This window comes from Arthrobacter sp. AOP29-A2-19 (assembly GCF_058138025.1).
Genome location: NZ_CM176894.1, coordinates 328759 through 341759 on the forward strand (window position 1 = coordinate 328759; position 13001 = coordinate 341759).

General features: G+C 70.5%; 9 protein-coding genes. 2 read left to right on the forward strand and 7 right to left on the reverse strand.

Going from position 1 to position 13001, the window contains the following annotated elements; genetic code table 11:
- Positions 1 to 7: 7 nt before the first annotated feature.
- From AC3ZJJ_RS01520 to AC3ZJJ_RS01535, 4 genes are read right to left on the reverse strand one after another with little or no spacing between them, the layout of a single operon-like run.
- On the reverse strand, positions 8 to 631 hold the full coding sequence (locus AC3ZJJ_RS01520; RefSeq protein ID WP_489893510.1) for a LysE family transporter: 624 nt from the start codon (positions 629 to 631) through the stop codon (positions 8 to 10).
- Between the two features lie 20 nt (positions 632 to 651).
- The gene (locus AC3ZJJ_RS01525) at positions 652 to 2265 is read right to left on the reverse strand and encodes a phytoene desaturase family protein (protein ID WP_489893511.1); all 1614 of its coding nucleotides are present in this window, start codon (positions 2263 to 2265) and stop codon (positions 652 to 654) included.
- A gap of 24 nt (positions 2266 to 2289) precedes the next feature.
- Complete coding sequence (locus AC3ZJJ_RS01530) at positions 2290 to 3120, reverse strand: class I SAM-dependent methyltransferase (protein ID WP_489893512.1); 831 nt, start codon at positions 3118 to 3120, stop codon at positions 2290 to 2292.
- Between the two features lie 37 nt (positions 3121 to 3157).
- The gene (locus AC3ZJJ_RS01535) at positions 3158 to 3619 is read right to left on the reverse strand and encodes a MarR family winged helix-turn-helix transcriptional regulator (RefSeq protein ID WP_489893513.1); all 462 of its coding nucleotides are present in this window, start codon (positions 3617 to 3619) and stop codon (positions 3158 to 3160) included.
- 96 nt (positions 3620 to 3715) lie between these two features.
- Between AC3ZJJ_RS01535 and AC3ZJJ_RS01540 the strand changes: the two genes are divergently transcribed.
- Both AC3ZJJ_RS01540 and AC3ZJJ_RS01545 read left to right on the forward strand, forming a co-directional pair.
- Positions 3716 to 5914 (forward strand): MMPL family transporter, encoded by a 2199-nt coding sequence (locus AC3ZJJ_RS01540; RefSeq protein WP_489893514.1) that lies wholly within the window; start codon positions 3716 to 3718, stop codon positions 5912 to 5914.
- 293 nt (positions 5915 to 6207) lie between these two features.
- A complete protein-coding gene (locus AC3ZJJ_RS01545; RefSeq protein WP_489893515.1) occupies positions 6208 to 7911 on the forward strand; it encodes a DEAD/DEAH box helicase in 1704 nt (567 codons plus the stop codon).
- Positions 7912 to 8128: 217 nt separating this feature from the next.
- Here AC3ZJJ_RS01545 and AC3ZJJ_RS01550 read toward each other — a convergent pair whose 3' ends face one another.
- From AC3ZJJ_RS01550 to AC3ZJJ_RS01560, 3 genes are all read right to left on the reverse strand, one after another.
- The gene (locus AC3ZJJ_RS01550; protein WP_489893516.1) at positions 8129 to 9094 is read right to left on the reverse strand and encodes a trypsin-like serine peptidase; all 966 of its coding nucleotides are present in this window, start codon (positions 9092 to 9094) and stop codon (positions 8129 to 8131) included.
- 214 nt (positions 9095 to 9308) lie between these two features.
- Positions 9309 to 10604 (reverse strand): glycosyltransferase, encoded by a 1296-nt coding sequence (locus AC3ZJJ_RS01555; protein ID WP_489893517.1) that lies wholly within the window; start codon positions 10602 to 10604, stop codon positions 9309 to 9311.
- Positions 10601 to 12832 (reverse strand): glycoside hydrolase domain-containing protein, encoded by a 2232-nt coding sequence (locus AC3ZJJ_RS01560; protein WP_489893518.1) that lies wholly within the window; start codon positions 12830 to 12832, stop codon positions 10601 to 10603. Before AC3ZJJ_RS01560 ends, AC3ZJJ_RS01555 begins: the two co-directional genes overlap by 4 nt.
- Between the last annotated feature and the right edge of the window lie 169 nt (positions 12833 to 13001).

Genomic DNA, 13001 nt, shown 5'->3' on the forward strand with positions numbered 1-13001 from the left:
GGGCGGCCTAGTGCATCAGCACCAACAGGGCCGCCACGAAAATGAACAGGACGCCGAACACGAGGTTCAGGATCCGCTGCCCGCGCGCGCCGCGGGTGAAGCGCCGGAACGACTTGGCCGCGGCCGCGAAGAAGAACCACATCACCAGGATGTCGACGGCCACCACCGTGGCGATGAAGACGGCGTACTGCGGCGCCAGGTTCTGGTCCGGGCGGATGAACTGTGGTGTGAAGGCCAGGAAGAAGACGATGGCCTTGGGGTTCAGGAGGTTCACCCAGAGGCCGCGGCGGAACATCGACCAGGCTGGCTCGCCGCCCCTCACGTCGAGGGCGCCCGCGCCGGCATCCGGCGTGGCCATGATGAGCCGCGCGCCGAGAAAAATGAGGTAGGCCGCGCCCGCATAGCGGACGGTGGCGAAGGCCACGGGGGAGCTGGCGACCAGGAGCCCCACACCGGCCGCGACGATGACCACGTGCACCAGCAGCGCGGCCTGTTGCCCCAGCACTCCCCAGATCGACCGGCGGAAGCCGGCGTTGAGCGAGTTCGTCATGGTGTTGATGGCGCCCGCGCCGGGCGTGAAACTAATCAGGACGCAGGCGCCCAGCAGGGACAGCCAGAGGGAGAGAGTCACCAGAAGAGTCTAGGGCGGGCTCAGGGCGCTTCGAGTACCGCGCGCGCGGCGGCCCAACCGCCCAGTCCGCTGACGCCTCCGCCCCGCCGGGAGCCCGCCCCGCAGAGGAGGATGCCCTCCCATGCCGTGGCCACACCCCACCGCTCGGCCGCGGTGTCGAGCGGTTCGTCGTCCTCGGCGAAGGGCCACGAGAGCGGCCCGTGGAAAATGTTGCCACCGGGCATCCCCAAGGACTCCTCGAGGTCGGCCGTGGTGCGCGTTTCAATGCAGGGTTGCCCGTCGGGGCCGAGAGCGATGCAACCCTCAATGGGTTCCGCCAAGACCGAGTTAAGCGACGCCAAGACCGCTTCCTGCAGCCTGTCGCGGGCCTCGTCGGGGTCCAGCCCGGCCACCAGCCGGTGGGGCGTGTGCAGGCTGAACACGGTCATGGTGTGGTGGCCCGACTCGCGGAGCTCCCGGCTGAGGATGCTGGGGTCCGCCAGGGAGTGGCAGTAGGTCTCCAGGGGGAGCGGGCACGGGATGTCCCCGGCGGACGCCGCCACGCGGGCCGCCTCCAGCTGCCCATAGCCCTCGTTGACGTGGAACGTTCCGCCGAAGGCCGCCTCGGGCGCCACGGCCGGGTCCTTGAGGCGCGGCAGCCGGGACAGCAGCAGGTTGACCTTGGCCTGCGCGCCCTCCGGCGCGGGGGCGGATTCCGCGTCCGCCGCGCCGACCACGAGCCTGGACAGCACGGACGGCGCCACGTTGGAAAGAACGCGAAGGGCCCGCAGTTCGTGTTCGACGCCGGAGCGGCGGTACCGCACACCGCCGCCGGGTTCCACGTGGGTCACTTCCGCGGCGGTGACGATCTCGGCGCCTGCGCGACGCGCGGCGTCCTCCAGCGCGTCGGACAACGCGCCCATGCCTCCGCGGGGCACGTCCCATGCCCCGGTTCCCCGGCCGATCACGTGGTACAGGAAGCAGCGGTTCTGTTCCAGCGAGGCGTCCAGCGCCCCCGCGAACGTCCCGATCAGCCCGTCCGTCATGACCACGCCGCGGGCCACGTCCGATTCCAGGCCGCGCTCGATCGCGAGGCCCAGGGGACGCTCGACGAAGTCGTCCCATGCCGCCGCGCCGCCCGGTTGCGCGGACACGAGGGCACGGGCCTCGGATCGGCGGGGGAGGGGGCCCATTACGGTCGGCCACAGCCCGGCCGCCAACGCCGTGGTCCCTTTCAGCAGGTCCGCCAAGCCGTCCGCGTCCGCCGCGGCCCCGACCGAGGCGAAGGACTCCGCCGTGGCGGCGGCGTCGTGGTTGTCGACCAGCAGGCCGGCGGCGGTGCCGGGGACGGGCGTATAGGAGGAGTAGCGGCGCGGCACCAGATCGAGGTCCAGGCCGAGCTCATCGAGAAGCTCCTGCGGGAACAGGCTCACCAGATAGGAGTAGCGGGAGATTCGCGCCCCGGGAAAGACCTCTTCGGACACGGTGGCCCCTCCCGCGTGGCCGGCCCGTTCGAGCACGGTCACGGTCAGCCCCGCGCGGGCCAGCAGCGCGGCGGCGACCAGGCCGTTGTGGCCGCCGCCGACGACCACCACGTCGCGGGTAGCCCCGGTGTGGGGGGCGGACGGTGTGGCGGGGGCGGCAGGAGTGGTCATGGTCACACCCTAACCACTGCGCCCCTAGTCCGCGGGGACGGCGGCGATGATTTCGACGCTGGGCATCAGGAACACGCCCGACGGGTCTTCCGCCCATTCGTGCCAACCGCGCGCGATGGCGTCCAGTTCCGCGCGGCTGGCCAGCCCCACCTCCAGCGCCTGCTCGGCGTAGTTGGAGTGGAGCACCCGCTCCGCCCAATTGGACCCGAACTGCCGACGCCGCTCCGGCGTCGCGTAGATCCACGTCGATGCCGACGGCGTGAGGTCCCCGGGCTCGAACCCGGCGGCCAAGGTCCACTCCAGCAGGTGGCGCCCGGCGTTGGGCTCGGCCCCGTTGGATCGGGACAGGGAGTCATAGACCCGCAACCACTCGTCCAGGGCCGACGCCGCGGGATGCCAGGACATGGCCGAGTAGTCGGCCTCGCGGAGGGAAACCAGGCCGCCGGGGCGGACCACACGGCGCATCTCGCGAAGGGCCGCCACGGGATCGGCCAAGTGGTGGAGCACCTGGTGGGTGTGCGCGACGTCGAAGCTGGCGTCCTCGAAGGGGAGGTCGTAGACGTTGCCCGCCTCGAACGCGACATTGGCGACCCCCGCCTCCGAGGCCCGGCGCCTGGCCTCGGCGATGACGTCCTCGGAGCGGTCCAGCCCCGTGGCGCCGCCCGATCCGTCCGGCGCGGCAACGAGGTCGGCGAGGCCCGTGGTGATGGTTCCGGGTCCGCAGCCGACGTCCAGCAGCACCATGCCGGGCTTCAGGAGGGGGGCCAGGTGCGGGGCGGAGTCCTCGGCGGTCCTGTGGGCGTGTGCCCGGACCACGCTCGAGTGGTGTCCGTGGGTGTAGACCTCGTCGCTCATGGCAAGAGCCTAGGCGACGCGTTGGGGGCCGGTAGCCCTAGGTTGCGAGATCTTTCGCGGCGGTTTCCATGGCGGTGGTGGCATCGGCCAGGAAGCGGGAGATGACCTCGACCTCTTCGGGGGTGTAGTCCGCGAAAGATGCGCCGAGGAGACGCGCCATCGGGCCAAACATGCGGCGCCCGTCCTCGGCGGCCTTGGGTGTGGACCGGACCAGGACCACCCTGCGGTCCGACTCCGAGCGCTCGCGGACCACGTGGCCAGAGCGTTCCAGCCGGTCCAGCATGGCGGTCGTGGCGGGGGAACTGAGGTGCAGGTCGCGCCCGACCTGCGAGGCCGTCGGCGCCTGCCCGGCCGTCTCGTGCCGCATGACCGCGGACAGTGCGTTCAGGTCCGTCCGGTGCATCTTGTTGCGGCCGCCGGTCACGTCGATGAAGCGGTCCGAGGCCAGCGCAAACTGCTGCAGTCCCCGAACCAGGCGGAAAGCGGCTGTCTGGTCCATGCGGACAGTCTAGTTCAGGGTTGGTATTTCTCCACGATGGAACTAGTCTTTGGTGGAAGTTGTTTCCTTTCTATCCGTTCTAACCGAGGAGTGGCCATGGGCCCCCAAAAAACGCTGGCGGAGCGCCGCGACGTCGAGCCCCCGGCCACCAGGCGCCCCTCGCGCACCAAGGGCGCCGCCGGGCGCGCGCTCGTCGCGATTGTCCTGGTGCTCGTGTGGCTGGGAATCAGCGGCGTGGGCGGTCCGACGTTCGGCAAGCTGGGCGAGGTCCAGACCAACGGGCAGGCATCGTTCCTGCCCGCGTCCGCGGAGGCCACCCGCGCGCTGGAGTGGCAGCAGCGCTTCACCGGCACCGACGCGATACCGGCCGTCGTTTTGATTGAGGCCGGTGACGCCGCCGGCCTGGCGGAGGTGGACACGGAAGCTCTCGCCGAGGACATCCGCGGCGGCGCGGCGCTCGAGGGCGAACTGGTTGGCCCCTTCCCCTCCGAGGACGGGCTTGCGCTCGAGTACCTCGTCCCCCTGAGCACGGAGGCCGACGTCGACACCGCCGTCGACGAGCTGCGGAGCCTGGTCGACGCGGCCGCGCCGGCCGGGGTGCAGGCCTACGTCACGGGTCCCGCTGGGTTCAGCGCGGACCTGGTCGAGGCGTTCGGCGGCATCGACGGCATCCTGCTGGGCGTCGCCCTGCTGGCCGTGCTGGTGATCCTGCTCCTCGTGTACCGCTCGCTCCTGTTGCCCTTCACTGTGCTGTTCACCTCCGTCGCGGCCCTCTGCGCCGCCGTCCTCGCCGTCTACTACATGGCCAAGTGGGACTGGATCAAGCTCGACGGGCAGGGGCAAGGAATCCTGTCCATCCTGGTCATCGGCGCCGCCACCGACTACGCCCTCCTGATGGTCGCGCGCCACAAGGAGGCGCTGACCGCGGGGCAGGGACGCTTCGAGGCGGCCGTCAGCGCCCTCAAGGGGGCCGCGGAACCCATCCTCGCGTCGGCCGGAACCGTCACCGTGGGCCTGCTCTGCCTGATGTTCTCCGACCTGAACTCCAACAAGGCGTTGGGGCCCATCGGCGCGGCCGGCATCGTCTTCTCCGTGGTGGCCGCACTGACGTTCCTCCCCGCCGCGTTGGCGCTGTTGGGCCCCGCGGCCTACTGGCCGTTCGTGCCGCGCCCGGAGCGGAGCACGGGGGGGCATGCCGCCAAGAGGGTCGGGCTGTGGGGCGGAATTTCCTCCTTCGTGGGCCGCCACCCGCGGCCCATCTGGGCGCTGACCGCGCTCGTGCTGGTGGTCGGCTGCCTCGGCATCACACAACTGAAGGCGAACGGCGTCCCGCAGAGCGAGCTGGTGCTGGGCGAGACCGAGTCCGCCGCCGGCCAGCAGGCGCTCGCGCGGCACTTCGACGCCGGAACGGGCAGCCCCGCATTCGTCGTGACGGACGCGGCCGGGTCCCAGGCGATGCTGGCCGACGTCGAGGCGGTCGACGGCGTCGCGTCCGCCTACGTGCAGGCCGAGGACGGAGGGCCCGCCGGCGTCGGCGCCCCGGGAGCGGAGCGGCCGGCCATGGAGGTCGACGGCAGAGTCCTGATCTCGGTCACCCTCGCCGACGCCGCGGACTCCCCGGAGGCCGAGGCCACCGTGGTGGGCCTGCGCGAGGCGACGCACGCCATGGACGCGGAGGCGCTCGTGGGAGGGTCCACCGCCACCTCGCTCGACACCAACGCCACCGCCCAGGCGGACCTGGTGAAGATCATCCCTCTGATTCTCGGCGCCATCCTGCTGATCCTGATGCTGGTCCTGCGCTCCGTCGTGGCGCCGGTGCTGTTGATCGTCACCACGGTCCTTTCCTACGGAACGGCCCTCGGCGTCTCGGCTCTGGTCTTCAACGGGATCTTCGGCTTCTCGGGCGCGGACCCCTCCGTGCCGCTGTTCGGCTTCGTGTTCCTGGTGGCGCTGGGGGTGGACTACAACATCTTCCTGATGACCCGTGTCCGCGAGGAATCGCTGCTGCACGGCACGCGGGAGGGCGTGTTGCGCGGCCTCACCGTCACGGGTGGAGTGATCACGTCCGCGGGCATCGTCCTCGCGGCCACCTTCGCGGCGCTGGGGGTCATCCCGATCATGTTCCTGGTGCAGCTGGGATTCATCGTCGCCTTCGGTGTGCTCCTGGACACCTTGGTGGTCCGCTCACTCCTGGTTCCGGCGCTCGCGCTGGACATCGGCCGGTTCATCTGGTGGCCGGGCAAGCTCTACAAGCGCCGTGACGCCGCGGATCAGGAAGCGTCCGTCCGCGGCTAGCGGCCGACCAGGCTCCGGGGCCCGATGCGGGCCCCGGAGCCATCTGCTGGTAGTGTTGGGACTTGTGGTACCGCCGAACCGGCCTCAGGCACGGGCAGGCGGGACCATGCGTCGACAGATTTGATCCTTTTCCCGCCGCGGCACGCACCAAGAGTGCGCCACCGTCGCGGCGGAAGGCCACCCGCCCCTCGAGGCGGTCTGGCGGAGCCTGTGAACACGGGCCCAGGCATTCCTTTTCTTCGGCGACAACGCGCGCCGGTCCCGGTTGCGCGCAGCAACGACCGAAAGCAGCCATGAGCGCTTCCTTCACTTCCCTCGGCGTGCCCGCCGAACTCGCCTACGTCCTTGCCTCGCAGGGCATCGAATCCGCCTTCCCGATCCAGGAGGCCACCCTTCCGTCCACCCTGGCCGGCAAGGACGTCCTCGGACGCGGACAGACCGGCTCCGGCAAGACCCTGGCCTTCTCCCTCCCGCTCGTCGCACGCCTGGTGGCCAACCCCAAGCAGCGCCGCGCCCGTTTCCCGCGCGCCCTCATCATGGCTCCGACGCGCGAGCTCGCCACACAGATCAGCCGAGTGGTCATCCCCCTCGCCGAATCCGCGAAGCTCCGCACCGCCGTCGTTTTTGGCGGGGTGTCCCAGTCGCGCCAGGAGAAGGAACTCAACGCCGGCGTCGACATCCTCATCGCGTGCCCCGGCCGCCTCGAGGACCTGCTGAACCAGCGCTGCGTCGACCTCTCGCAGGTCGAGGTCTCCGTGCTCGACGAGGCGGACCACATGGCCGACCTCGGCTTCCTGCCGGTCGTCAAGCGCATCCTGGACAGGGCCCCGCGCGGCATCCAGCACATGCTGTTCTCCGCGACCCTGGACAACGGCGTGGACAAGCTGGTCCAGCGCTACCTCGACAACCCGGTGACCCACTCCGTGGACGCGCCACAGGCCGCGGTGAACACCATGGAGCACCACGTGTTCCTCGTCGACGCCGACCTGAAGAAGGAGCTTGTCCGCGAGCTCGCCTCGGGTAGCGGCCGCCGCATCATGTTCATGCGCACCAAGCACCACGCCAAGAAGATGGCCGTGTGGCTCTCGAAGTCCGGTGTTCCGGCCGTCGACCTCCACGGCAACCTGTCGCAGAACGCCCGCGACCGCAACCTGGCGGCATTCTCCGGCGGGGACGCCCGCGTCCTCGTCGCCACGGACGTCGCGGCCCGCGGCGTCCACGTGGACGGCGTCGAGCTGGTCGTCCACATCGACCCGCCGGCGGAGCACAAGGCATACCTGCACCGCTCCGGCCGCACGGCGCGCGCCGGCAGCGACGGCACCGTAGTGACCATCGCGACGCCGGACCAGCAGGGCGACGTCCGTTCGTTGCTCCGCGCCGCGGGCCTGAAGGTTCCGTTCGAATCCGTCACGCCGGACTCCGAGGCCGTGGCCGCCGTGGTCGGTTCCCGCGCCGCCGAGGTGGCCTATGTCGAGCCGCAGGCCGCAGCGCCGCAGCGCCGCACCCGTGGAGCAAGCGACGCCGGCACGGGCGCCCAGCGCTCGGGCCGCGGACGGGGCGCCGGGCGCACCCGCCAGCCCGCCGCGGAAGGTGCCGGTCGCTCCGGCGGCCGCCAGGGCGAACGGTCCGGGAGCCGCGACGCGGCCCGGGGGCCGGCCACCGGCGGTGGCCGTGGCGAGAACCGCTCCGAGGGCCGCGGCGACCGCGACGTCGCACGTCGCCAGGGGGCGCCGAAGTCCGGCTCCACGGGAAACCGCGGCGGCCAGAAGTCGGCAGGGGCAACCGGGGGGCGTCCCGCGGGAACCCGCCACACCACGGCCTCGCAGGGTGTCGGAACCCACCGTCCCGCAGGGGCCGGACCGAGCCGGGGACTGGGCAACACCATCGCCGACGCCCTGGGCCAGAACGCGGCGGCCGCGGCCAGCGGCGCGGCCCGGACGGGCCGCTCGCGCGGAAGCCGCCGCGCAACCGCGCCGCAGTCCAACCAGAAGGACTAGTCCCTTCGGGGGGACCAGCCCCCTTCAGGGCAGGCGCTGGCGCGCGGGTCGCATCGTCCGGCCGAAAGCCATCGCCGGCTCCCTCGGGAGCCGGCGACTAGCCGGAACAGGCCAGCGCGCCACCGTCGCGCAAACACTTCGTTCGCAGACAACGGCGGGCGGCACCATCACCATGGTGCCGCCCGCCGTTTCCCGTTGTGTGGGGGTTGGCCCGACCTTAGCTGGAGGACGCCGTCTGGTAGGTCGCTTGGATGACCGAGCCCCAGTAGGGGCCGTACATCGTTGTTGAAGTGCTGCCGTAGCCGTAGCTGTTGACGGAGTTCTGGAACCCGTCGGAGCCGCTGCCCAGGAACCACGGCCCGCCGGACGAGCCTCCCGTCATGTCGCACGTGATGCCCTGCGAGTCGAACTGCGGGTTGTAGGGGTCGTTGCTGGCGGTGCCCGTGCAGGAGATCAGCTCCTGCCCGTCGAAGGGCCGGGCCGCGGGATAGCCGAAGGCCGTGTATCCCTGGCCGCGGGTCGCATTGAACTGGACTCCCGATGCGCCCACCGTTTCGGCGAGCGTCTCGCCGTCGAGGGTGGAGACCACCGCGAACCCGGTGTCGTAGGTCATGTCGCCCGCGCTGCTCCACTGGGTGGGCGCGTAAAGGGATTCGGCCTCCCATTGGCCGTAGGGTGCCTCTCCGTTCTCGTAGGCGGGGACAAACGTGAAGTTGGTTGCGAACGCGCCGGGACCGGAGTTGAGGCAGTGCCCCGCGGTGGAGACGGTGCTCTCGTTGTCGGCGGAGACGGAGTTGCCCGAGCAGACGTAGTTTTGCCCGCCCAGCGTGAAGAAGACCTTGCCCACGTGGGCGACCGGCTCTTCAGATGCGTGCAGGACCGGCTTGCCCTTGGCAGCCTTGCCCTTGATGCCCGCAACACGCTGCTCCAGGCCCTTGGCGACCCGCTCGGGAGCGGTCACCGCAATGCCGGCCAGGGACTCCTGGGCCAGTACGTCGCCGGGCACCGCGTTGCGCATGCGTTCCGCGGTCCAGTAGCCGTCGGCCTTCTCGGAGGCCGCGACGGTGTGGCTGACGACCCCGGCCTGGCCGGAGGGAGCGGCTTGTGCCGGGACGCCGGCCGCCAGCGAGGTTGCGAGTGCGGCGACGGCTGCGATGCCGAGCCCCAGGTGGTGCTTTCCCATCGGAAAACCTTTCTCGAGTGCAGGCGGCAAAGGTACTTCCGATGCCGTTCGTGATCAAGAAGTTACCCATAAGAACATTTTTTGTAAAGGTTTTGCTTGAGGTTTGCTTCTATAACAAATTAAGTGAAATGCCCGCTCGCGCTCATCCCGAGCACACTTCAGGCCCGCCGGACCACCCTCCGACGGGCCTGTAGCGTGTGGCCGGACGCCGCGGCTATCCGGCGTCGACTCCCACGGGCTCTTGCGCGAGCCGCGAGAAGAGCCGTTCGAAGACGGCGGCGCGGTCGAACTGCATGGCGTATTCGCGTGCCCCCGCCTCGAGCCGCAGGCGTTCCTCCACGTCCGTCTCGAGGACCGCGCGGTCGATTGCCTTGGAGATGGCGCCGGGATCGTCGACCGGAACGAAGGTGGCGAACTCGCCGACGGCCTCCCGGATGCCGCCCGTGTCGGCGGTGACCACCGGCCCGCCACCGGCCAACATCTTTTCGACAAGCGCGATGCCGAACGTCTCGACAAACTCGGGGCGCGGCTTGCTGGGCAGCACAAAGGCCGCGCAGCCCGCCATCAGGTAGGGCTTCTCGGCGTCGTCGACGTCGTCCAGGAACACGATGTTCGCGGCGGCCGTCGAGGCCGCCGCCTGCTCGCGCAGTTCGGCCGCCTCGGGTCCGCGCCCGGCGATGACCAGCTTCAGCCCCGCCGACGCCCGGCTGGCGGCGAAGCCGTTGATGAGATCGTCGACGCCCTTCGCGCGCGCCAACCTGGAGAGATAGAGGACGTAGCCGTCGCGCGAAAGCCCCCGGCGGTCCAAGGCGTCGCGCAGCCGCAGCTGATCCAGGTCGAGGTAGGCGGAGGCGTCGATGGCGGGGTAGGAGATGCCGACGCGTCGGCGCAACTGGTCCGCGAACCGGGTGCCGTGGAGCTCGTCGATCTCCGCGGCCGAGGCGACCACCAGATCGCGCGTGTACTCGGACACGGCGACGCAGTGGTCCTGGGCCAGATAGCTGGACAGCACGTGTGCCGCGGCGCCGAACCGGCCCTCGTCGGCGCAGGCCCGGACCACGTTGGTGATGTCGGAGCCGACGGCCTCGGCGATGGTCGTCACGTTGACCGGCAGCCCCGTGGACCGTGCCACGCGCACGGCCTCCGTGACCGCGAGCGTGTGCGGGCTGAGGTAGAGCGACATGCAGACCGTGGGGACGCCGTCGGTGAACAGTTCGACGAGGCGTCCCACCAGGCCGGCCAGGTAGCGTCCGTCGGGAACCTTATAGTCGCCGACCGGCTCCGGCCGCTCCACGACGATGCCGTCGCTGTAGGGAAGGACGCCCTCGAGCGGCTTGAGCGGAAGCCCGGTGTCCCTGAGTCGGTCGATGGGCCAGGTAACTATCCTGACTTCGTCGAAGCCTTGGGTCAGGGCGGCCTCCGCCAGGTTGCGGCCCTCCCCGGAGTGGCCGCAGATGACGGGATCGGCACGGACAACGATGACGAGCCGGCGCATGGGGTTGGATTTCACGATGATGCCTCCTGGATCGGGTTTCGTGGGGAGCGGGGAATGGATGCCGACGGCGGTCGCCGGTCACGGCCCCAGGGCCCCGGTTCGCTGCCGAGCTCCATAACGAGCCGGCCGCCACGGTGGAGTTCCTTGCCGAGCAGCCAGCTCCGTTCGAGCGGCTGCCCGTTGAACTCGACCGACTGCACGTACTGTGCGCGCCCGCCGGGCCGCGGTTCGGTGAAGCCGCGGGTGGCGATGGTCAGCTCCTCGTCGCCCACCTGGACCGTGGACTCGGAGTACGAGGGCGTGTTGAGCAGGAACAGTCCCTGTCCCGCGACCGGAAACAGGCCCAGGGACGCCCAGACGTACCAGGAGCTGAGGCCCCCGGAGTCGTCGTTGCCGGGCAGCCCGCCGCGACCGGTGCCGAACTGCTGGTGCACCGCGGCGTGGACGACGTCGGCGGTCCGGTCCGGGCGCCCGGCGTACTGGTAGGCCCAGGGGGCGTCCATGTCCGGTTCGTTGTTCATCCCCTCGAAGCGGCCCAGCCCGTAGCCGTCGAGCATCTCCAGCTCGCCCGGCGCGACCCCGGGCTGGCGCACGGGTTTGGCGCCGAAGCCGAAGAACCGGTCCAGGAGCCCGACGAACGCCTCGTCGCCTCCGGCGAGGGAGATGCGGGCCGCCATGTCCTGCATCAGCCGGAACGAGTAGTTCCAGGGCCCGCCCTCGTAGAAGGTCGAGTCACGCAACAGCCCGGTGGTCGGATCGTAGGCGTTGGGCCAGCGGCCGGCCAGCGCGTCGAGGTCGCCGGCGAGGGCGGGGTCGCCGACGTGACGGGCGATGTGCGCCGAGCACCAGTAGCCGAGCGAAAGGTCCAGCGTGTGGCTGATGGGATGGGTCGTGCCGGTCAGCAGGAAGTCTTCCCCGTACGTGCGGCGCAGGTCATTGTGCATGTGGACCAGTGCCCAGTCCCAGTCGATGCCAGGCAGCTCGAGCCTGCACAGGTCTGCCAGGTACGTGTGCGCCAAGGCGCTGGCCTGCCGCGCAAAACGGTCGCTTCCGCGCGCCATCCGGTATCCGATCGGGAAGTTGCCCTCCTCCTCGCAGATGGTCAGGAGGGCGTTGCCCAGCTCCACGGCCTTGTCCGGCAAGAGAGTGGTCAGGAGCGGCAGTTGCGTGCGGTAGATGTCCCACATGGTGCAGATGTCGAACGCGAACGCGCCGTCGGTCGGCCAGAAGGGACTTTCGTCCGGGGCCAGGCACGGTTTGATGAGCGAGTGGTACAGGGCGGTGGAGAACACCGTCTGGCGCTCCCGCGACGGGGTGTCCACGGCGACGCGGCCCAGGTGGGCCGCCCAGTCGCCGGTGGTCCGGCTTCGGCGCAGCTCGAACGCCTCGCGTTCCGTGCCGCAGTCCCGCTCCAGGTTTTCGCGCGCCTGCTCCACGCCGCGGAGCGAGAATCCCATGCGCAGCTCGATGGTCCGTCCCGGCTCCGCGGGCCCGGCCCACATCAGTCCGAAGGGGCGCAGCGTGGTGGGCCGAATGTGGTCGAAGTCCAGCCGCTTCCCGCCCGGCATCAGGCGGCGGTCGTACCAGAGCATCTGGCGCCACTGGTCGGCGTCGCACTCCATGTGCACGGCCAGCGGCGTGCCCTCCACGGTGATCTCGCCGCGCGCGACGCCGGGTGAGCAGGACTCGAGCGCGGCCCGCAGGGGCACGGTGCTGCCGAACGGGATTCCTAGCCCGCCCAACGAGAAGTCGATGACCAGGCGGGCGTCCCGGTGGCGCGGAAAGGTGTAGCGGTGGACCACGCTCTTGGGGCCCGCGGTCAGTTCGCACCTGATGCCGGAGTCCAGCGTGGTGGCGTAGTAGCCCGGCCGGGCCTCCTCCTCCTGCAGTTCCCACCGCGTCCCCAGGTCGTCGAGCGGTCCGAGCATGGGAGACACTCGGAAGTAGTTGTAGTACTTGCGGATGGCTCCGGTTCCGGACTGCTGGAAGTGCGTGAAGCCGGACGCCGCGTTGGAACCGAACAGCGCCGGGGGCACACCCTCGGTGCTCAGGTCGTAGCGGCCGTACCCCGTGGGGTAGGCGCCGGAGTAGGCGGTCGCGGAGACCATTCCCAGCGGATAGGTGGCCCCGGGATGGGTGTTGCCGATCTGGGGCTTCGGCCACCACCAGCTTGCCGCGAGCCCCGAGGGCTCCGGCAGATCGGTGGCTTCGCTCCCGATGAACGGGTCGACGCGGTCGATCACGCGGACCCGGCCCCGGGTCCGGCCGGTGCGTCCGTCCGGGGGCTCGGTGCTCGAAAGGATTCCATGCTGGGACAGTAGGTGCCGAATGTGGCGGTGCCGTTACGGGTCGTCGACGATTGGGTCAACGGGATCGCTCCGCCCCCCTGCGCAGCGCCGACGGCCGGGCCGG

Coding starts and splice junctions, on each gene's coding strand:
- AC3ZJJ_RS01550 (WP_489893516.1), bottom strand. CDS start 9,094: ATGGGAAAGCACCACCTGGGGCTCGGCATCGCAGCCGTCGCCGCACTC.
- AC3ZJJ_RS01545 (WP_489893515.1), top strand. CDS start 6,208: ATGAGCGCTTCCTTCACTTCCCTCGGCGTGCCCGCCGAACTCGCCTAC.
- AC3ZJJ_RS01525 (WP_489893511.1), bottom strand. CDS start 2,265: ATGACCACTCCTGCCGCCCCCGCCACACCGTCCGCCCCCCACACCGGG.
- AC3ZJJ_RS01535 (WP_489893513.1), bottom strand. CDS start 3,619: ATGGACCAGACAGCCGCTTTCCGCCTGGTTCGGGGACTGCAGCAGTTT.
- AC3ZJJ_RS01540 (WP_489893514.1), top strand. CDS start 3,716: ATGGGCCCCCAAAAAACGCTGGCGGAGCGCCGCGACGTCGAGCCCCCG.
- AC3ZJJ_RS01530 (WP_489893512.1), bottom strand. CDS start 3,120: ATGAGCGACGAGGTCTACACCCACGGACACCACTCGAGCGTGGTCCGG.